Annotated in this window: 21 protein-coding genes, 2 tRNA genes and 1 pseudogene; 5 read left to right on the forward strand and 19 right to left on the reverse strand. The window is 70.0% G+C overall.

Annotated elements, in window-relative coordinates; all coding sequences use genetic code 11:
- Nucleotides 1-73 precede the first annotated feature (73 nt).
- The 4 genes from CRP50_RS25340 to CRP50_RS23740 all read right to left on the reverse strand — a co-directional run bounded on the left by CRP50_RS25340 (nt 74) and on the right by CRP50_RS23740 (nt 1,380).
- Nucleotides 74-715: a DUF6538 domain-containing protein gene (locus CRP50_RS25340; RefSeq protein WP_141415246.1), complete on the reverse strand. Its 642-nt coding sequence runs from the start codon at nt 713-715 to the stop codon at nt 74-76.
- A 100-nt stretch (nt 716-815) separates the two neighbouring features.
- A tRNA-Arg gene (locus CRP50_RS23730) sits at nt 816-889 on the reverse strand.
- 61 nt (nt 890-950) lie between these two features.
- Nucleotides 951-1,277 (reverse strand): ETC complex I subunit, encoded by a 327-nt coding sequence (locus CRP50_RS23735; RefSeq protein ID WP_097281687.1) that lies wholly within the window; start codon nt 1,275-1,277, stop codon nt 951-953.
- Between the two features lie 26 nt (nt 1,278-1,303).
- Nucleotides 1,304-1,380 (reverse strand) — tRNA-Pro (locus CRP50_RS23740).
- Nucleotides 1,381-1,560: 180 nt separating this feature from the next.
- Between CRP50_RS23740 and CRP50_RS23745 the strand changes: the two genes are divergently transcribed.
- Nucleotides 1,561-1,986, forward strand: coding sequence for a bacteriohemerythrin (locus tag CRP50_RS23745; RefSeq protein WP_176525328.1), 426 nt, complete (start codon nt 1,561-1,563; stop codon nt 1,984-1,986).
- Nucleotides 1,987-2,227: 241 nt separating this feature from the next.
- On the opposite strand, the gene CRP50_RS23750 is transcribed toward CRP50_RS23745, so the two are convergent.
- From CRP50_RS23750 to metC, 3 genes are read right to left on the reverse strand one after another with little or no spacing between them, the layout of a single operon-like run.
- On the reverse strand, nt 2,228-3,325 hold the full coding sequence (locus CRP50_RS23750; RefSeq protein ID WP_097281689.1) for a CobW family GTP-binding protein: 1,098 nt from the start codon (nt 3,323-3,325) through the stop codon (nt 2,228-2,230).
- The gene (gene hisI, locus CRP50_RS23755; protein WP_245913690.1) at nt 3,322-3,756 is read right to left on the reverse strand and encodes a phosphoribosyl-AMP cyclohydrolase; all 435 of its coding nucleotides are present in this window, start codon (nt 3,754-3,756) and stop codon (nt 3,322-3,324) included. The genes CRP50_RS23750 and hisI overlap by 4 nt, the downstream gene beginning before the upstream one ends.
- 17 nt (nt 3,757-3,773) lie before the next feature.
- Entirely contained in the window at nt 3,774-4,946 is a 1,173-nt protein-coding gene (gene metC / locus CRP50_RS23760) for a cystathionine beta-lyase (RefSeq protein ID WP_097281691.1), read from the reverse strand.
- Between the two features lie 371 nt (nt 4,947-5,317).
- On the opposite strand from metC, the gene CRP50_RS23765 reads away from it, so the two are divergent.
- Nucleotides 5,318-5,593 (forward strand): hypothetical protein, encoded by a 276-nt coding sequence (locus tag CRP50_RS23765; RefSeq protein ID WP_097281692.1) that lies wholly within the window; start codon nt 5,318-5,320, stop codon nt 5,591-5,593.
- A gap of 266 nt (nt 5,594-5,859) precedes the next feature.
- On the opposite strand, the gene CRP50_RS23770 is transcribed toward CRP50_RS23765, so the two are convergent.
- From CRP50_RS23770 to CRP50_RS23785, 4 genes are read right to left on the reverse strand one after another with little or no spacing between them, the layout of a single operon-like run.
- A complete protein-coding gene (locus CRP50_RS23770; RefSeq protein WP_245913692.1) occupies nt 5,860-6,312 on the reverse strand; it encodes a GNAT family acetyltransferase in 453 nt (150 codons plus the stop codon).
- Nucleotides 6,309-7,175, reverse strand: coding sequence for a 3-mercaptopyruvate sulfurtransferase (gene sseA / locus CRP50_RS23775; protein ID WP_097281694.1), 867 nt, complete (start codon nt 7,173-7,175; stop codon nt 6,309-6,311). Before sseA ends, CRP50_RS23770 begins: the two co-directional genes overlap by 4 nt.
- Before the next feature lie 36 nt (nt 7,176-7,211).
- On the reverse strand, nt 7,212-8,195 hold the full coding sequence (locus CRP50_RS23780; RefSeq protein WP_097281695.1) for a cysteine synthase A: 984 nt from the start codon (nt 8,193-8,195) through the stop codon (nt 7,212-7,214).
- A gap of 59 nt (nt 8,196-8,254) precedes the next feature.
- Nucleotides 8,255-8,863 carry an NUDIX domain-containing protein gene (locus CRP50_RS23785; protein WP_097281696.1) on the reverse strand — a complete coding sequence of 203 codons (609 nt, stop codon included), beginning with the start codon at nt 8,861-8,863 and terminating at the stop codon, nt 8,255-8,257.
- A 50-nt stretch (nt 8,864-8,913) separates the two neighbouring features.
- On the opposite strand from CRP50_RS23785, the gene CRP50_RS23790 reads away from it, so the two are divergent.
- The gene (locus CRP50_RS23790) at nt 8,914-10,143 is read left to right on the forward strand and encodes an alpha/beta fold hydrolase (RefSeq protein WP_097281697.1); all 1,230 of its coding nucleotides are present in this window, start codon (nt 8,914-8,916) and stop codon (nt 10,141-10,143) included.
- A gap of 135 nt (nt 10,144-10,278) precedes the next feature.
- Here CRP50_RS23790 and CRP50_RS23795 read toward each other — a convergent pair whose 3' ends face one another.
- From CRP50_RS23795 to CRP50_RS25345, 4 genes and pseudogenes are all read right to left on the reverse strand, one after another.
- On the reverse strand, nt 10,279-10,728 hold the full coding sequence (locus CRP50_RS23795; RefSeq protein WP_176525332.1) for a YaiI/YqxD family protein: 450 nt from the start codon (nt 10,726-10,728) through the stop codon (nt 10,279-10,281).
- 61 nt (nt 10,729-10,789) lie between these two features.
- On the reverse strand, nt 10,790-11,200 hold the full coding sequence (locus CRP50_RS25720; RefSeq protein ID WP_245913697.1) for a DUF3500 domain-containing protein: 411 nt from the start codon (nt 11,198-11,200) through the stop codon (nt 10,790-10,792).
- Nucleotides 11,188-11,808, reverse strand: a pseudogene (locus CRP50_RS23800) (DUF3500 domain-containing protein); the annotation flags it as partial. The gene CRP50_RS25720 and the pseudogene CRP50_RS23800, both read right to left, overlap by 13 nt.
- On the reverse strand, nt 11,793-12,398 hold the full coding sequence (locus tag CRP50_RS25345) for an HdeD family acid-resistance protein (protein ID WP_176525330.1): 606 nt from the start codon (nt 12,396-12,398) through the stop codon (nt 11,793-11,795). The pseudogene CRP50_RS23800 and the gene CRP50_RS25345, both read right to left, overlap by 16 nt.
- A 127-nt stretch (nt 12,399-12,525) precedes the next feature.
- Here CRP50_RS25345 and CRP50_RS23805 point away from each other — a divergent pair, with 127 nt between their 5' ends.
- The gene (locus CRP50_RS23805) at nt 12,526-13,137 is read left to right on the forward strand and encodes a hypothetical protein (RefSeq protein WP_097281699.1); all 612 of its coding nucleotides are present in this window, start codon (nt 12,526-12,528) and stop codon (nt 13,135-13,137) included.
- Between the two features lie 6 nt (nt 13,138-13,143).
- Here CRP50_RS23805 and CRP50_RS23810 read toward each other — a convergent pair whose 3' ends face one another.
- On the reverse strand, nt 13,144-14,016 hold the full coding sequence (locus CRP50_RS23810; RefSeq protein ID WP_097281700.1) for a LysR substrate-binding domain-containing protein: 873 nt from the start codon (nt 14,014-14,016) through the stop codon (nt 13,144-13,146).
- 127 nt (nt 14,017-14,143) lie between these two features.
- On the opposite strand from CRP50_RS23810, the gene CRP50_RS23815 reads away from it, so the two are divergent.
- Nucleotides 14,144-15,121: a DMT family transporter gene (locus CRP50_RS23815; RefSeq protein ID WP_176525331.1), complete on the forward strand. Its 978-nt coding sequence runs from the start codon at nt 14,144-14,146 to the stop codon at nt 15,119-15,121.
- On the opposite strand, the gene CRP50_RS23820 is transcribed toward CRP50_RS23815, so the two are convergent.
- From CRP50_RS23820 to CRP50_RS23830, 3 genes are all read right to left on the reverse strand, one after another.
- Nucleotides 15,024-15,374, reverse strand: coding sequence for a DUF3253 domain-containing protein (locus CRP50_RS23820; RefSeq protein ID WP_097281702.1), 351 nt, complete (start codon nt 15,372-15,374; stop codon nt 15,024-15,026). The two genes, CRP50_RS23815 and CRP50_RS23820, sit on opposite strands and share 98 nt — an antisense overlap.
- A 91-nt stretch (nt 15,375-15,465) precedes the next feature.
- On the reverse strand, nt 15,466-16,473 hold the full coding sequence (locus tag CRP50_RS23825; protein WP_217992119.1) for a c-type cytochrome: 1,008 nt from the start codon (nt 16,471-16,473) through the stop codon (nt 15,466-15,468).
- A 186-nt stretch (nt 16,474-16,659) separates the two neighbouring features.
- The gene (locus CRP50_RS23830; protein ID WP_097281704.1) at nt 16,660-18,405 is read right to left on the reverse strand and encodes a methyl-accepting chemotaxis protein; all 1,746 of its coding nucleotides are present in this window, start codon (nt 18,403-18,405) and stop codon (nt 16,660-16,662) included.
- Between the last annotated feature and the right edge of the window lie 127 nt (nt 18,406-18,532).

Consider the following 18,532-nt stretch of genomic DNA (forward strand, 5'->3'; position numbering starts at 1 on the left):
GCGCTGACCGCGAGGCCGATCCATCATCACCACCGTCGCGGTCCATCGTGTCACCTTCGATGTCGCGCGCTCCTCACCGACGATGTCGCTCTACAACCGGGAGGTCGCCATTCAATTCGAGGAAGTAACGCATAGCGACGCGGGCTTCGTCCTGCGTCCGCTGTGCGGGGTGTTTGTCATTCACCCAAAGCTGGAACATATCTTCCAGCCGATCCCGGACAAGAGGCTCTAGCGGCTTCCGCTTGGATGGCTTGGTGACTTCCTCGTGGATCGCGTCAATGCGCCGCTGCTCGTCCTCAAGGCCCTTCCACACGGCTGCAAGCACAGGCTCGACCGACACGCCAGGTAGGGGCGCCAAGCGGGCTGAAGCGTCTTCATACCGGGCTAGGAGGTGCTGCTTGTGGAAGCGGGATACCCACGCGAGGGCTTCGGTATCCCATCCATCAGGGGGGCTGCTGTAGCCCAGTTCATCCAACTCCGCCGCAATCTCGCTGAGGCGGCGTTTGCGGTGCTCTGCAGCGCGAGCCGCTTGGATCTCAGCGTCGGTCCTATCGAGGAGCTTTCGGACCTTCTGCTCAGCCTCTTTGCGGTTGCCGGTTTCCAGGCTGTTCCGCCACTGCGTTTTCCCGATCACCGCCTGAACGTCACCAGGCACCGCCCGAACGAAATGGTAGGTGCCGGCGCGGTTGACTGTGTAGCGAGGATTCTTACCCATGACTCGCGCCCCTGAATTGCCAAAAACTTTACCAGCAGATTGCCGGGAAACCTAGGCTAGGCGCGGATCTCAGGAAAAATGCGGTGCCGGGGAAGGGGTATGCGCCCTGCAGGATTCGAACCTGCGACCGTCCGCTTAGAAGGCGGATGCTCTATCCAGCTGAGCTAAGGGCGCGCGGGCCGGGCAGGGGCGGCGTGGCCTGGTCCGGAACGGAGGCCGCGCCGCCGGGCCGGGATCAGACGTTGTGCTTGACCTTGTAGGGCTCCGACACCTTGCTGTAGGCGAAGTTGTCGGCATAGGACTTGGGCTTCACGCGGCGCTCCTTGGGCTCGTCGACGCGGTAGTCGTAGCCCTGCTGCTTGGCGTAGGCGATCGCCTCTTCCTTGCTGGCGAACCACAGCTTCACCTGCTGGCGGGTGTCGCGGCTGCTGGTCCAGCCCATCAGCGGGTCGATGCTGCGCGCGGCCTGCGGCTCGAACTCGAGCAGCCAGCGGCGGCTGTTGCCGGTACCGGACTGCATGGCCGTCTTGGCCGGCCGGTGGATGCGCACGGAGATCGCCATGTCCTGTCCCTCGTGGTCTTCGTCGGTGGTCGGGGCGAGAGGATTCGAACCTCCGGCATCCAGCTCCCAAAGCTGGCGCTCTACCAGGCTGAGCTACGCCCCGGTCGGGTGGGAAACCTATGGGCTCGCGGGCGGTTTGGCAAGCCCGCAAGCGCAGGCCGGACACTGCTCGCGACACGCCGAGACCATGTGCCGAAAGACACCAAGCGGATTGCGACATTGGTCGCAGGACTGTAATATGTCCTCCACCCCCGAAACACCCGATCGCGCGGAGCGAGGCGTCATGCCGTTCATGGAGTGGCGGGACGAATACAGCGTGCATCACGCCACGCTGGACTTCGACCACCAGATGCTCATCAACATCATCAACCAGCTGCACGACGCCATCGAGACGCGCCAGGACACGGCCGTCATCGGCATGGTCATCGGCAGCCTGAAGCGCTACGTCGAAACGCACTTCGCCCGCGAAGAAACGGTGATGCGGGAATGCCGCTTCCCCGGCTTCAAGGCCCACGCCCGCAAGCACCGCGAGATCGAGGCGACGGTCAGCGACATCCTGACCCTGTTCCAGCGCTCGCCGCAGGAGGTGGACAGCCAGGAGGTGCTGCGCTTCCTGAAGACCTGGTTGGTGAACCACATCCTGAAGAGCGACATGAAATACGCGCCCTTCGTGGCGCACGAGGGCAGGCTGCCCGAGATCGTGGACTAATAGCCGAGCAGGGCATGCGGAAATAACCGCGCCCATGGCCCCCTCAAAAAGAGACCGCTCCGAGGACATCGGGGCGGTCTTTTAGGTTAAAAGAGGGGACTGATCATGTCGCATTCTCAGCCAAGACCCACGGTGCCACTCTGGCATTGTCCTGTCAATCGGGAATTGCCGGATCGGGCCGTTCTTTGAGATAAAATTACCTCTCCGTGAAGTGTGGAATAGCTGCGGTGCAGCAGGCGGATCAGCCGCCGTAGAGGTCCGACGTGATCCCGAGGGCGGCGCGGACCACCTTCTCGATGGCCGCCGGGCTGAGGTCGCGGGTGATGAACACCAGCCGGGAGCGCCGGTCGCTGCCCTCGGGCCAGCCGGGCAGGGTGGCCGGCGGGTGGAAGACGTGCTGCACGCCGTGCACCGCCACCGGCGCCTCCTGGCCGGCAACGTTGAGGATGCCCTTCACCCGCAGCAGGTTCTCGCCTTTCGCGGCGATGATCATCTCCAGCGCCTCCACCAGATGCTGCCAGTCCACCGGCTCGTCCAGGGTCAGGCAGAAGGCGCTGATGCGGTCGCCGTGGCGGTTCACGTCGTGGTGGCGGTCATGGCTGTGGGCGTGGCCGTGATCGTGGTGATGATGGTCGTGCCCGTGCCCGTGCCCGTGCTGATCGTGCGCCGTCTCATAGGCCTCCGCCCGTAGCCAGTCGGCGACGGCGGGGATCTTGCTGTCGGCCTTGAACAGGCCCGCCTCCAGCAGATCGGCCGGCTCCACTGCCCCGTGATCGGCGACGATGCGCGGTGCCGCCGGGTTCAGCCCGTCGAGGCGGGCGTGCAGGGCGGCGAGCGTGTCGGCATCGACCAGGTCCGCCTTGGTGATGACGATGCGGTCGGCGACGGCCGCCTGCTTCACCGACTCCGGCTGGGCGTCGAACTGCGCCAGGGCATGCAGGGCGTCCACCGTCGTCGCGATGCCGTCCAGGCGGTAGCGGGCGCCGATGAGCGGATCGGTCATCAGCGTGTGCAGGATGGGCGCCGGATCGGCGAGGCCCGTCGTCTCGATCATCAGCCGGCGGAAGTCCACCTCGCCGCGCACGCGCTTGAGGAACAGGTCGCGCAGGGCGGTGACCAGGTCGCCGCGCACCGTGCAGCACAGGCAGCCCGAGTTCAGCAGAACGATGTCGTCCTGGATCTCGCGCACCAGCAGATGGTCGAGGCCGATTTCGCCGAACTCGTTGATGAGCACGGCGGTGTCGGACAGCTCCGGCCGTTGCAGCAGGCGGTTGAGCAGCGTCGTCTTGCCGCTGCCGAGGAAGCCGGTGAGGATGGTGACGGGAAGGGTCTCGCTCATCGGCCGTACAGGTCCTCCTGCGACACCTCGGGCTCGGCGATGGACGCGAGGGCGCCGTCGCGCAGGGCGTGGAAGAAGCAGTTGCGCCGCCCCGTGTGGCAGGCGACTCCCAGCTGGTCCACCAGCACGAGCAGCGTGTCGCCGTCGCAGTCGATGCGCAGGTCCACCAGATGCTGCTGCTGCCCGGAGGTCTCGCCCTTGCGCCACAGTTTGTTGCGCGAGCGGGAGAAGTAGCACACCCGGCCGGTGGTCAGCGTCTCGGCCACGGCCTCGCGGTTCATCCAGGCCATCATCAGCACCTCGCCGCTGTCGTGCTGCTGCGCGATGGCGGCGACGAGACCGTCGGCGTTGAAGCGGATGGCGGCGAGCGCGGCCTCGATTTCGGCGGGCGCGGCGGGCGTACGGGTGAGGGCGGCGGTGTCGGTGGTCATGGTCTCTGTCATATGGGTCAGGCGGCGGCGGCGCGGAAGGCGGCGAAGCCGCGCTCGAGGTCGGCCTTCAGGTCGTCCACGTCCTCCAGGCCGATGTGCAGGCGGATGGTCGGGCCGGCGGCGCTCCAGGGGGTGGCGGTGCGCTGGATGGAGCCGCTGGTCGGGATGGCGAGGCTCTCGAAGCCGCCCCACGAGTAGCCGAGGCCGAACAGCTCCAGGGCATCCAGCATGGCTTCCATGGCCGCGACGGGGGCCGGGCGCAGCTCCACCCCCATGAGGCCGGAACAGCCGAGGAAGTCGCGCTTCCAGACGGCATGGCCGGGATCCTCGGGCAGGGCGGGGAACATGACGCGGGCGACGTCGGTGTGGTTCTGCAGCCAGCGGGCGATGTCGAGCGCGCTGTCCTGGTGGCGGGCGAGGCGCACCGACAGGGTGCGCAGGCCGCGCAGGGCGAGGAAGGCGTCGTCGCCCGACAGGCTGTAGCCGAAGGTGCCGACGCAGGTCTTCACCCGCTCGAACAGCTCGGCCGTGCGGCAGACGATGAGGCCGAGCATGGCATCGGAATGGCCGACGATATACTTGGTGCCGGCGTGCAGCGACAGGTCGACGCCCTTCTCGAAGGAGCGGAACAGCAGCGGAGTCGCCCAGGTGTTGTCGTTCACCACCAGCGCGCCGGCGGCGTGGGCGGCCTCGGCAATGGCGGGGATGTCCTGCATCTCGAAGGTGAGCGAGCCCGGCGCCTCGGTGAACACCACGCGGGTGTTGGGGCGGATCAGGCGGGCGATGTCGCCGCCGATCAGCGGGTCGTAGTATTCGACCTCGACGCCGAAGCGCGTCAGCACCGTGTCGCAGAAGCGGCGGGTGGGGAAATAGGCGCTGTCGGTCACCAGCAGGTGGTCGCCCGCCGACAGCAGCGCGGTGAGCGCCCCCGCGATGGCGGCGAGGCCCGAGGAGGTGGCGATGGCGCGGGCGCCGCCTTCCAGCTCGGCGACGGCCGCTTCCAGGTCCATGGTGATGGGCGTGCCGGTGCGGCCGTAGCTGACGGCGTCGAACTTGGCCTTGTTGCGGGCCTTCAGGTCGGCGACGCTGTCGGACAGGATGGTGGAGCAGCGATAGACGGGGGTGCTGACCGCGCCGTCGAACCGTTCGGGATGGCGTCCGGCGTGGACGATGCGGGTATCGGGCTTCATGGTGGGCCGTCTCTGTTCCTGGTCGTGGGCCGTGCGGGTGCCGGGCCGGCAGCCTGCGATATTGACGGCTGTGCCGTTCTCTTTCCACCCCCGATACACAGGACCTTCGTCGTAACGGCGGATAAAGAGACTTGTGTGCGGTGCAAAAAGGGCGCAAATTAACTGCAACAGGTGCCCCGCAACCCGCCTCGACACGGCGCGTTTCTTGGCTGTGCAAGCGACGGGACGCTTTTCGGCGACGGCACTGGCGGAGGGTGATCCTCCACCGTATATTGCAGTGCAACAGAAATGGATGGCGGCGGCTCGAACCGCCGCTCGGAGGGAATCAGTCCGGCGTAACCGCTAGGCTGAACCTGTAGGAGAGACTTCGAATGCCCGGCACCCCCACCGCCCATCACGCCCTGAATCTGTTCTCGCTGACCATGGAAAGCCGTCACGGTTGTGACTGGAAGGACAAGGTCGCGCCCCACACGGTCGCCCTGCTGGCCGACGAGATCGTGCTCGGCTTCGGCGCCGAGCCCCTGACGCCGACCTCCACCCAGAGCGGCGGGTCCGTCCCGACCGTCTGGCGCTTCCCCGACGGCTCCACCTGCCGCACCGGGTTCTTCGGCCTGAAGATGGAAGAGGCGCTGCGCAAGACCGCCTGACCCGGCGTTCCTCGCGACCGACCGGGCAGAACGACGAAGGCCGCCGCCGGATGGGATCCGGCGGCGGCCTTTTCGTTCGGGGAGGGGCCAGGGGCGGCAGCCGCCTGGGACGCCGTGGATGCGCGGATCAGGTCCGCGCATGACAAGTGGTTGATTTTACACTAAAAATTGTCATGGCCGGGCTTGACCCGGCCATCCACGGCTCCCCCGTCGCTTGCCGCCCTGCCGCTCCCCCGAAACGTCCGCCGCCACCCCGCCCGGGCGCCTCAACCGCCGCCGGGCGACGGCGCCACACGCCGCGACATCACCGTCACCGGATCGCGGTCGTAGCCGAGGCTGCGGTAGAAGTCCTGCACGGCCGCGTTAGTGTCGCGCACCATGAGCATCACCTTCCACACCCCTTGCGCCGCCAGCCACTGCTCGCCGGCCTCCACCATGCGGCGGCCGAGGCCGGTGCGGCGGTGGTCGGGGTGGACGGCGACGTAGTAGAGCCAGCCGCGGTGCCCGTCGTGGCCGCACAGAACCGAGCCGACGACGCGACCGTTGTCGGTCACGGCCACCAGCACCTCCGACGACGGGTTGGCGCGGGCGAAGGGGATGTCCCACGCCGGCGGGTTCCACGGGCGGGTGAGGCCGCAGGCGTCCCACAGGGCGGCCACGGCGTCCTGCTCGGCGTCGTCCATGGGGCGGATGGCGACGCCGAGCGCCGCCGTCGTCACGCGCCGCGCTCCACCGGCGTGTCGTCGCGGTTGCCCCATTCGGCCCACGAGCCGTCGTAGACCGCCACGTCCGTCTTGCCCACCTCGTGCGCCGCCAGGGCGAGCGTGCAGGCGGTGACGCCGGAGCCGCAACTGGCGGTCACCGGGCGCGCCAGGTCGATGCCGGCCGCTGCCATGCGGGCCGCGAGGGCGTCCGGCTTCAGCATCTCGCCGGTGGCGGGGTCGTAAAGCTCCGCCCACGGCAGGTTCTTAGCGCCCGGCATGTGGCCGACCTTGGCCGCCGGGCGCGGTTCCTGCGCCTCGCCGGTGAAGCGGGCGGCGGCGCGCACGTCGACGATCTGCTCGCGTCCCGTCTCCAGGTTGGCCAGCACGTCCTCCACCGAGCGCAGCAGGGTGCGGTTCATGCGGGCGGTGAAGTGGCGCGGCGTCGGCACCGGCGGGATGTCCTCGGTCGGCCGGCCCTCGCGCTGCCACTTGGGCAGGCCGCCGTCGAGCACGAAGACGCTGCGGGCACCGAAGACGCGGAACATCCACCACACCCGCGCCGCCGCCATGCCGCCGCCGTTGGCGTCGTAGACGACGATGGTGTTGCCGTCGCCGAGCCCGAGCTTGCGCACCTTTGCAGAGAACTTCTCCGGCGGCGGCAGCATGTGCGGCAGGTCGGTGGAATGGTCGGAGACGTCGTCGATGTCGAAGAACACCGCGCCGGGGATGTGGCACTCGCGGTACTCGGCGGCGGCGTCACGCTCGCTGCCGGGCAGGAATGTGGTGGCGTCGACCACGCGCACGTCGGGCGCGCTCAGGTGATCGGCGAGCCACTGCGTGCTGACCAGAGCCGACGGCTTGGCGGTGTCCTTCGTCATGTCTCCATCCCTGACGGTTATGCGTGGGCCGCCATGCTAGTCCATCCAGGGCGGCGTGGGCAGCCCCTTGGCGCGCAGGAACTCGGGATTGAACAGCTTGCTCTGGTAGCGCTGGCCGCCGTCGCACAGGATGGTGACGACCACCGCGTCCTCCGGCAGCTCGCGGGCCACCCGCATGGCGGCGGCGACGTTGATGCCCGACGACCCGCCGAGCACCAGGCCCTCGTTCTTCACCAGGGAGAAGACGACTTCCAGGGCTTCCTCATCGGGAATCTGCACGGCGTCGTCCAGCGGCGCGTCCTCCAGGTTCCTGGTCACCCGGCCCTGGCCGATGCCTTCGGTGATGGAGGTGCCCTCGGCCTTCAGCTCGCCCAGCTTCTTCCACGAGAACAGCGCCGAGCCCATGGGGTCGGCGAGCACGATCCTGACGTCCGGGTTCTTCTCCTTCAGCGCCCGCGCGACGCCCGCGAGCGTCCCGCCGGTGCCGGTGGCGCAGGTGAAGGCGGTGACGCGGCCGTCCGTCTGGGTCCAGATCTCCTGCCCCGTGGTGGCATAGTGGCCGTCGCGGTTGGCGGTGTTGTCGAACTGGTTGGCCCAGAAGGCGCCCGTCTCCTCGGCGATGCGGCGCGAGACGTGGACGTAGTTGCCGGGGTCCTTGAACGGCACGGCGGGCACCAGGCGCAGGTCGACGCCGAGCAGGCGCAGCGTGTCCTTCTTCTCCTGGCTCTGGGTCTCGGGCATGACGATGATGGTCTTGTAGCCGAGCGCGTTGCCGACCACCGCAAGGCCGATGCCGGTATTGCCGGCGGTGCCTTCGACGATGGTGCCGCCGGGCTTCAGCACGCCGCGGGCCTCGGCGTCGCGGATGAGGGCGAGCGCGGCGCGGTCCTTGACACTGCCGCCGGGGTTCATGAACTCCGCCTTGCCGAGGATGGTGCGCCCGGTCACCCGCGAGGGCCATTCCAGCTTGACCAGCGGGGTATTGCCGACGCTGCCGACCAGCCCGTTTCTCACGTCCATGGTGTACAATTCCTTCTAAAAACACGTGAGCATGAGGGTATGGCGCGCCGGCCTGCCGATCAAGGGCGCTTGGGCCACAGCTTGCGCACTTCGGCGCGGTTGAGCACCAGCCACTGGGCGGCGATGAGGGTCATGGCGTTGCCGATGGTGCCGGCGAAGACCATGCGCTCCAGGTCCGTGTAGGGCAGCACGACGACCTTGATGTCCTCGCCTTCCTCGGGCAGGCCGTGGATGCCGCCGGCGCCGCGGCTGTCGATGCGGCCGCAGAAGATCTCCACCGTTTCCGACGAGCCGCCGGGGGAGGACAGGTAGCGGGCGACGGGCACCACCTCGCCGACCGTCAGGCCCGATTCCTCCACCGCCTCGCGCCGCACCACCGCTTCGGGCGTCTCGTCGTCCTCGATGATGCCGGCGACGCATTCCAGCTCCCACGCCGGCATGTCGGCGGAATAGGCGCCGATGCGGAACTGTTCCACCAGCACCACGGCGTCGGCGTCGGGGTCGTAGAGGATGGCGGCGACGGCGTGGCCGCGCTCGAACACCTCGCGCGTCAGTTCGGGGCTCATGCCGCCGGCGTGCAGGCTGTGGCGCAGCCGGTAGGCATCGATGCGGAAGTACCCCTTGTAGACGGTCTCCCGGCTGACGATCTCGACCCGGTGTTCGGACATGCTAGGCTCCTGGCTCGGCTGGACATGTGACGAGGGTAAGGGAGAACGCCATGACGGCAAGCGAGAAGGTGACGTTCCACAGCGCCGACGGCCATACGCTGGCTGCCCGGCTGGAGCGGCCCGACGGCGAGGCGACGGCCTGGGCGCTGTTCGCCCACTGCTTCACCTGCTCCAAGGACGTCTTCGCCGCCTCGCGCGTCGCCAAGGCGCTGGCGGAGCGGGGGATCGGCACGCTGCGCTTCGACTTCACCGGCCTCGGCGACAGCGAGGGCGAGTTCGGCAACGCCGGATTTTCTTCCAATGTCGCCGACGTGCGCGCCGCGGTCGCCTGGATGGCGGAAGAGGGGCGGCCGGTGTCGCTGCTGGTCGGTCATTCGCTGGGCGGCGCGGCGGTGCTGGCGGCGGCGCCGGGGCTGGAGTCGGTGTCGGCGGTGGTGACGCTGAACGCGCCCTGCGGGCCGGCGCATGTGACCCACCTGTTCACCGACGAATTGGACGCCATCCACGAAACGGGCAAGGCCGAGGTGAAGATCGCCGGGCGGTCCTTCACCATCACCCGCGACTTCCTGGAGGACATCGACGAGCACCGCCTGCTCGACGGCCTCGGGCACATGCACAAGGCGCTGCTGGTGATGCACGCGCCGCGCGACGAGATCGTCGGCATCGACAACGCCACCCGCATCTTCGCCGCCGCCCGCCACCCCAGGAGCTTCATCAGCCTGGACGACGCCGACCACCTGCTTTCCGACCGCGCCGACGCCGCCTATGCCGCCGAGGTCATCGCCGCCTGGGCCGGCCGCTACCTGCCGGAGCATCCGGCGGCGACCGCCGTCGGGCGCGAGCCGGTGGACGTCGGCACGGTGCTGGTGGAGGAAACCGGGCAGGGCCGCTTCCAGCAGCGCGTCACCGTCGGCGGCCACGAGTTCCTGTCCGACGAGCCGGTGACGGTGGGCGGCATGGACAGCGGCCCGAGCCCCTACGACCTGCTGCTGGCGAGCCTCGGCACCTGCACCGCCATGACCATCCGCCTCTACGCCGCCCGCAAGCAGATCCCGCTGACCGGCGTCGCGGTCCGCCTGCACCACGAGAAGCGCCACGTCACCGACTGCGAACACTGCGACGAGGCGGGCGCCAAGATCGACCACATCGACCGCCGCATCACCCTGAGCGGCGACCTCGACGACGCGACGCGGGCGAAGCTGCTGGAAATCGCGGACAAGTGCCCGGTCCACCGCACCCTGCATTCCGAGGTGCGGATCGCGACGGAGCTGGTGGATTAGAGCGGCTTCCGATCGAACGAGATCGGAAGCCGCGAACCGGGGCGCGACTGCGCCCCCGCGCCGGTCAGGCGCGAGAGCCTGCGTGGCGCCTGAACGCAGCTCTGGCGCGACAGCGACAGAGCGCAAACCACTCTGCTACCGCCCCCGCTTCACCGCCTGGATGGCGTCTTCAAGGGCCTGCAGGACGCGCGAGCGGTCGGCCTTGGCGAAGCTGGAGGGGCCGCCGGTGATCTCGCCGGTTTCGCGCAGCGTCGTCATCAGGTCGCGCATGGCGAGCGCGTTGCCGATGCTGTCGGGGGTGAAGGGCTTGCCCTTGTTGCCGATGGCCTTGGCGCCCTTCTCCAGGCAGCGGGCGGCCAGCGGAATGTCCTGGGTGACGCAGATGTCGCCCGGCCCGATGTGCTCGGCGATCCAGTCGTCGGCGGCGTCGGGCTCGGCCGGGACGACGACGCGCTTCAGGCGCGGGCTTTCGGGCAGGCGGATCCAGCGGTTGCCGACCATGTGGACGACCAGCCCGTGGCGGTCGGCGACGCGCATCACCTCTTCCTTCACCGGACAGGCGTCGGCATCGACGTAGAGTTCCAGCACGGGCGGCGTCCTTCTGCGGTCGGTCTCCGCCGCAGGGTGGCCGGCCGCGCCGCCGCGGTCAATGATCGTGACCGTGGTGTGGGTCGGCGTGGCCGTGGTCGTAATGGCGGCGGAGCGGATCGTCGCCGAAGTCGCGGCCCGTCGGGTCGTGCCACACGGTGTGGACGTGGTTGGCGTCGTCCTGGGTGCAGTCGTATTCGATGAGCAGCGTCGGGGCGTGGATGCGGTAGTAGTGCGGGCGTCCGGGCGTCAGCGAACCGGCCCAGGCGAAGTGCAGCCGCTCGATCCCCGCCTGCCGCACCCGCGCCAGCTCACGCTCCGCCAGGTCGGGGCGCAGGCGGTGGGCGTAAGCTGCGACCAGCCGCATGAGGCCCTCGCGCCGGGCCTCGGGCAGATGCGCCGCCGCCAGCCCTTCGGGAGTCGCCAGAGCGGACTCGCGGCCGGGCCGGTGAGGATGTCGCCCATGGATCGGTCGGCGATGATCGCTTGCGCCCGCTCGCCCTGGTCGAGGCCGTCGAGCAGGCCGAAGGCGCGGTCCATCTCCTCGGCCAGCGGGCGCGTCCCGTCCAGGTCGCCGCCGTGCACCTCGGCCGGGTTGGCGCCCATGAAGTGGGGCGTGACGGTGAGGTCGCCGTCGGGCGTCGCCACCATGGTCAGCGACAGGTGGTGGCCGTCGATGCGCCAGCCCCAGGGGGTATCGTCGGACGGCTGGCCGAACACCGCGAAGGAGTAGTTGTCGGGGTGGTAGACCGACTCTTCCTCCATCCGCCGCACCAGGGTCTCCAGCCGCATGATCGCCTCGGCCTTGGCGAGGCCGCGCTCCGACAGGGCGGTGCGCAGCAGGCGGCGGGCGACCTCGCGCTGCGGCCCGTCCATTTCGGCGAGGCGCAGGCCCGGCTGGTCGAGGCGGGGGAAGTAGTGCCAGTCGCGCCGCGCCGGTCCGTCGAGCGGGTACTGGGCGCGCCGCCGCCGGTCGTCGTCGAGGCCGTCGAGGAAGGCCGCGGCGGCGGCGCAGAGTTCGTGGCGGACGGCGGCGGGCAGGGGAGTGGGCGTGAAGTCGGTCATCGCGGCGGCCATCGTCCTGCGAGGTTGCGGTCGGAGCGGGAGTCGGCGGCGGTGCCCAGCATGATGAGCCACCAGCCGAGGGCGAAGAGCAGCAGCCCGCCGATGGTCCCGAAGGCCCAGACGGCGGCACCCGGCCAGCCGGCCGCCAGCACCACGGCGGCGACGGCGGCCAGGGCGGCGGCGACCCCGGCCCACATCCACCACCGGTCGTCGCCGTCGCGCGCCATGAGCAGGGCGCGGGCGGCACCGTGCCCGACCAGCAGCACCGATGCCGCGAGCCCCAGCGCCGCGACGGCGTCGAGCGGCGTCCACAGGAGGGCGACGCCGACGGCCAGGGCGGTGAGGCCGCTGACGAGGCGGAAGACGATGGAGCGCGGACGCCAGCGGTGGAACAGGGCGCCGCGCAGGGTCTGCAGCAGGCCGCCGATCACCGCGCCGACGCCGATCACCCCGGCGAAGACGGCGGCGCCGGTCTCGGGCGCCGCGGCGCCGAGCACGCCGGTCACCACCGCACCGCAGCCGGCCAGCAGCAGCCAGGCCTTGGTGCGCTCCAGGCGTTCGCGGGCGACGAGGATGCTGTCCTGGCGCGTCGGGTCGCGCATGGCGGGGCCTCCGGTGTCGAGCGTACGGGTCTTCTCCTTCCAACGTCGGGGCGGGACGGAGGATCGCGCATGCGCTACCATGCGGGGGCCGCCATGCATTCCGGCGGCGCAGAGGGGGACGCACGGCATGCGCATGGACATGGGAGCGGCCACCGCCGAAGCGGTGGCGACGGCGTTGCAGGAGTACGGCGCGATGTCGCGCGGCGGACGCCTCGCCGACCGGCCGCCAGCGGGCCTGACGCAAGCCGTGGTGGCGCGCGAGCTGCTGGCGGGGTTCGTCCGCACCGAAAGCCGCGCCTATGTGACGCTCGACACCCGCTACGCCGATGCCGTCGCCCATGCCGGCCTGCCGCGCCCGACCAGCCTGCCGCCGGTGCTGATGACGGCGCGGGCGTCGCTGCTGGTGTGGAACCACCGCGACCTGCCGCGCGGCGCGCTGGAGATCCTGCCGCAGTGGGATCCCAACGCCGTGGTCGCCAGCCTCGCCCGGCTCGGCGCCTTCAATCAGGCCTGCGGGCCGGAGGCGGGCGGCACCGTCCGCTACGGCCTGCTCGCCATCCTGTCGGCCGGGCCGCTCGACGCCGCACCGGTGGAGGAGTTGTGCAAGGGGCTGGCGGGCGACGACGTGCGCCTGCATCCCGTGCCCGCCGCCGACTGGGGCGCGACGGGCGTGGTGGTGGAGATCCCCACCGCCGATGCGCCGACGCCGTGCCAGGAGGACGGCGTCGGTCACGCCTGAGGTCTGCTACTCCGCCGCCGCGGCGCCGTCGCACTGCGGGCGGCTGTCGATGAGCAGGTCGGCCACCGCCTGCACCGCCGGGGTCATGGGGCCGCGGGCGTAGAGGGCGATTTCCGCCTCCGGCATGGACGGGAAGCCCTCCTCCGGCCCGAGGATACGGGCGCCCGCCGGCACCTCCACCCGGTCGAGCAGGCTGACGCCGAGGCCCGCCGTCACCGCCGCCTGCACGCCCGAGAGGTTGGGGCTGGTGTAGGCGATGCGCCACGGCCGGCCCATGACCTCCAGTTCGTGCACCGCATGGTCGCGGTAGACGCAGCCGAGCGGGAAGACCACCAGCGGCAGCGGGTCCTCGTTCATGGGGCCGCCGTCGGCCGCCGTCACCCACATGAGCGGCTCCCGCCAGGTGGCGAGGGCGGAGCTGCCGGGCCGCACGTGCTTGACCAGCGCCAGATCCAGCTCGCCCGCCTCCAGGTCGGCCAGCATGGCGATGCTGAGCCCGCAGCGCACGTGCAGCCGCACGCCGCCGTGGTCGCGGGCGAAGCGGGACAGCAGGGCGGGCAGGCGGTCCACCGCGTAGTCCTCGGTCACGCCGATGCTCACCACCTCTTCCGTGCGGCGGCCGGAGAACAGGGCCTTGGCCTCGCTCGACAGCGCCAGGATGCGGCGGGCATAGGACAGCAGGCGCTCGCCGTCGTCGGTCAGCCGCAGGTGCCGCGCCGAGCGGTCGAGCAGGGCGACGCCGGCCTGGTCCTCCAGCTTCTTGATCTGCTGGCTGATGGTCGACTGGGTGCGGTGGACGCGCTGGCCGGCGCGGGTGAAGCCGCCGGCGTCGATCACCGAGACGAAGGTGCGCAGGAGCGCGATGTCGAAGTCGGGCATGGCGGGCGGCCCTCCGTCGGAGTGTGCATCGATAAAGCGGATGATAGGCAGTCTAACATCTAATTTCCCAATGATGAAGCCTCCTCCTAGCCTGGGTGTGTCATCGCCCCAGCCGGAGGACAGGTCCATGACCGCCGCCACCCGTTCGACCGCCTTTCTCGTGGTGCCTTTCTGCCTCATCTGGAGCAGCGCCTTCGCCGTCGGAAAGCTGGCGCTCACGGACTGCCCGCCGCTGACCTTCGTCGCCCTACGCTTCCTCATCGCCGGGGCGCTGCTGGCGGCGTGGGCGGCGTGGCGCGGCGCCTTCGCCGGCCTGACGGGACGGGCGCTGGCGGTGACGGCGGTGCTCGCCGTGTTCAACCAGGCGCTCTACCTGGGCCTGAGTTTCGCCGGCCTCGGCGGGGTGTCGAGCGGCCTGACGAGCCTCGTCGTTTCGGCCAACCCCATCCTGACGGCGGTCGCCGCGGCAGTGGTGCTGGACGAGCGGCTGACGGCGCGCAAGGGGCTCGGCCTCGTGCTCGGGCTCGCGGGGGTGGCGCTGGTGGTGCGGTCGCGGCTGGGCGCGGGGGCGGAGGACGCCGGCGCGTTGCTGCTCACCTTCGGCGCCCTGGCGGCGCTGACCACGGGCACCCTGCTGTTCAAGGTGATGGACGCCCGCCTGCCGATCCTCGCCAACGTGTCGCTGCAGAGCCTGTTCGGCGGCGTCATGCTGCTGCCGGCGGCCTGGATGGTGGACGGCGTGGTGCTGCCGACGCCGAGCCCCACCTTCCTCGCCACGCTGGCGTGGATGGTGCTGGTGTCGTCCATCGGCGGCTATCTGGCGTGGTTCGCCCTGCTGGCGCGCGGCAGCGCCACGGCGGCGAGCGCCTGGCACTTCACCCTGCCGCCGCTCGGCCTTCTGTTCGGCTGGCTGCTGCACGGCGAGCCGCTGGCGTGGAGCGATCTCGCCGGCATCGTGCCGGTAGCGGCGGGCATCGCGCTGGTGACGCGGCCCGCCGGCAGCGCGATCAGTCTTCCGCGTCGTCTTCGCCGTCGTCGTCCCGATCGGACGCCTTCGGTGCCGGCCGTTCGCCCGTCGCCAGACGGATGCGCACCAGGCCCTTGAAGTCGTCCGGGTCCTGGACCTCGCCCTTGCGGGTGATGTCGACCAGCCCCTGGCGGGCGAGCGCCACCATCTGCTGCTTTACCGGCACCATGTAGCGGCGCCAGTCCTCGTCGCGGTCCTTGGGGCGGCGGTACATCTCGAAGTAGGAGCGGGCGGCGTCCTCGGGGCGGATGCTGCCCTTCTCGCCGCACAGGGCGAGAATGTGATCGGCGAGCGGGTCGCGCTTGGGCCGGGTGTCGTCGGCGGAACTCATGGCGTCTCTCTGGATGGCTGTCGAACGCCCTTCCTAAACGCGCGGCGCCCCGACCGCAAGGGCCGGGGCGCGCGGGAGACGCGATGGGGTTTCAGTTCGCCGCCTTGGCGTCCTGCTCCTTCTTCGCCTTCAGCTCGGCGATCTTCTTCTTGCGGGCCTCCTCCAGCGGCTGGAAGGGGCCGTACTTGTGCTGTTCGGCCGAGGCCTCGTCGAAGTAGGGGGCGTAGGGGCTGTCCACCGGCTTCTTCGACAGGTCCGGATAGTCCTTCTCCACGCCCGCCTTGACGGGGCGGTCCTTGGAGTTGATGTAGGCCGCCACGTCGTAGGCGTCCTCGTCCGACAGCACCGGCGCGTCGTAGGTGGTGCCGAGCGGCATGTTGGACTTGATGAAGGCGGCCGCCGTCAGCACGCGGTGCATGCCGGCGCCGTGGTTGTAGGTGTCCGGCCCCCACAGCGGCGGGAACTGGTAGCCCTGGGCGTCGCCGGGCTCGCCGTTGCGGATGCCCTGACCATCGTCCTGATGGCAGACGGCGCAGGTTTCGGCGTAGACCTGTTCGCCGCGCACCGGATCCGCGGCGCGGTCGGGCGGGGTGAACTTGGGCGTCTGGCGGCCCTCGATCTTCTCGCGCACCGGTATGTCGGTGGACAGGAAGGCGATGTAGGTCACCAGCGCGCGCATCTCGCGGCTGTTGTCGGGCAGCGGCTTGCCGTTCATGGACCGCTGCATGCAGCCGTTGATGCGCCCGTTGATGGTGCCGATGGTGTTCTCGCGGCCGCGGTACTGCGGGAAGTCGGCATAGACGCCCACCATGGGGATGCCGAACTTCTGCGTGCCGCCCTGCAGGTGGCAGCTGCCGCACGCCAGGTTGTTGCCGGCGAAGCGCTTTTCGGGGTCGGCGACCTCCGGCCCGATGTGGGCATAGGTCTGCACGAAGAGGTCGCGGCCCTCGCGCACGAAATCACCGTAGACGTCGTGCGGCAGGGCCTCCACGTCCGGCACGGTCCAGGCGGCCGGTTCGGCGGCGGAGGCGGGCAGGGCGGTGACGGCGAGGGCCAGGGCGAGGGTCGCCGCCGCGACGGCGGGCGTGAGAATGCGCATGGATCGTCTCCCGGGGCGCCGTCGCGGGCTCTTCATAGGCCCTGGGGCTGCGGCGGCGCGTGTTGCAGGTGAAGATCCGAATTTTAGAAGTTCTAAATGTGCCGAGGTATTGGGGTTTTCCCTAAGGTGCTCTCGTCGCGCCGGGGCGACGGGAGCACCAATCGGGGTAGGGGGCAGGGACTTCCGTCAGGCGGCGCGGATCTCCCGCAGGAAGGCCTCCACCGAGCGGCTGAGCGTGCCGGCCTTGTCCTTCAGATCGCCGGCCGCACCGGAGACGTGGCCGGAGGCTTCGTCGGTGGCCCGCGCCGTCACCAGCACCGCCTGCACGTTGGTCGAGGCGTCGGCCGTGCCGCGGGCCGCTTCCTGGATGTTGCGGGCGATCTCCGTCGTCGCCGCGCCCTGCTGCTTGACGGCTTCGGCGATGCCTTCGGTGATGTCGCTGATGCGTTCGATGGTCGCGGCGATTTCCCGCGTCGCATTGACTGCCGCCGACGCTTCCGACTGCACGGCGGCGATGTGCTGGGCGATTTCGTCCGTCGCCCGGGCGGTCTGCGAGGCCAGTGTCTTAACCTCGTTGGCGACGACCGCGAAGCCCTTGCCGGCCTCGCCCGCACGAGCCGCCTCGATGGTGGCGTTCAGGGCGAGCAGATTGGTCTGGCTGGCGATGTCGTTGATGAGCTTCACCACCTCGCCGATGCGGTCGGCGGCGGCGGAGAGGCCGGTCATGGTCGTGTTGGTCAGGCGCGCCTGTTCCTCGGCCCGCGCGGCGACGTCGGTGGAGGCGCGCAGGCGCTCGGCGATTTCGGCGATGGCGCGGTCGAGCTGGTCGGTGGCGGCGGCCACCGATTCGGCGTTGCCGGTGGCGGCGCGGGTGGCGTCGGCGGCGGCGACGGCGCGCGCCGTGGTCTGCTGGGAAGACCCGGTCAGCGTCTGTGCCGTCCCGTCCAGGGTGCGGACCGAGCCGCTCACCGCCTCCAGCAGGCCGGAAACGGTGCGCTCGAAGTCGGAGGTCAGGGCGCTCATGCGGCTCGCCCGTTCCACCTGACGCGCCGCCGCTTCGGCCTCGCGGGCGCGCAGGGCCTCGCGTTCCGCCGCGCTGGTCTTGAAGGCTTCCAGCGCCACCACGATGTCGCCCACCTCGTCGCCGGCGCGCGCCTTGGGAACTTCGACGGTCAGGTCGCCGTCGGCCAGGCGCAGCATCACGGCCGTCGCGCCGCGCAGGGGCTTCACCGAGCGCACGTTCCAGAAGGCGAAGCCGGCACCGACGCCGAGGGCGACCAGGCACAGGGTGACCATGAGCGTGAGGAAGTTCTGCGCAACGGCGCGGGTCTCCGCCGAGATCTGCTGGTTCTTGTTTTCCTGGTGGTCGATGAAGGCATTGATGCGCGCCAGCCATTCCACGAAGGCGGGACGGGCGTCCTGCATGAGGATGCTCTTGGCGGTCGCCTCGTCGCCGGCGTTGCGGGCGGCGATGGTGCGGGCGATCATCGGCTCGGTCCGCGCCTCCGTCTCCTTGATGGCGGCGAGCAGGCGCCGTTCCTCGTCGGTGATGCTGTCGGATTCGGCGAACATCTTGTCCATGGCCACGGCCGCCTCGCGGTAGAAGGCGGCGAGGCGGTCGATGTCGTCCAGCACCGGCCGCAGTTCGGCGGGTTCGGTCACGAGCACGACGTCGCGCAGCGCGATGGCCCGGTCGTGGACGCTGCCGCGGAAGTTGATGGCGTAACGCTGCTTGACGCTGTTGACGTCGATGATGGTGGCGAGGCTGGCGCTGATCTTGTCGACCTGTACCGCCGCGATGGCGGTCAGGACGATCATCAGCACCAGAACGACGCTGAAGCCGATGATCTGGCGGCTGGCGATGGTGAGGGAACGGCGCGCGGCCGCTCCTGCTCCCGGCGCCGCCCCGGCGGACGTGCTGGCGATGGACATGGACGGGTCTCCGGAATGCTGGTCGGGTGAGCAAAAGGAGTATTCGATTATCCGCTTGAATACGGCCCGTCGGCGGTTCTGGATCTCCCACTAGCGTGATTGGGTTTTCGCCGGGCGAGGGGCGTGC

The sequence above is a fragment of the Caenispirillum bisanense genome (assembly GCF_900230255.1).
Classification (GTDB): Bacteria; Pseudomonadota; Alphaproteobacteria; order Rhodospirillales; family Rhodospirillaceae; genus Caenispirillum; species Caenispirillum bisanense_A.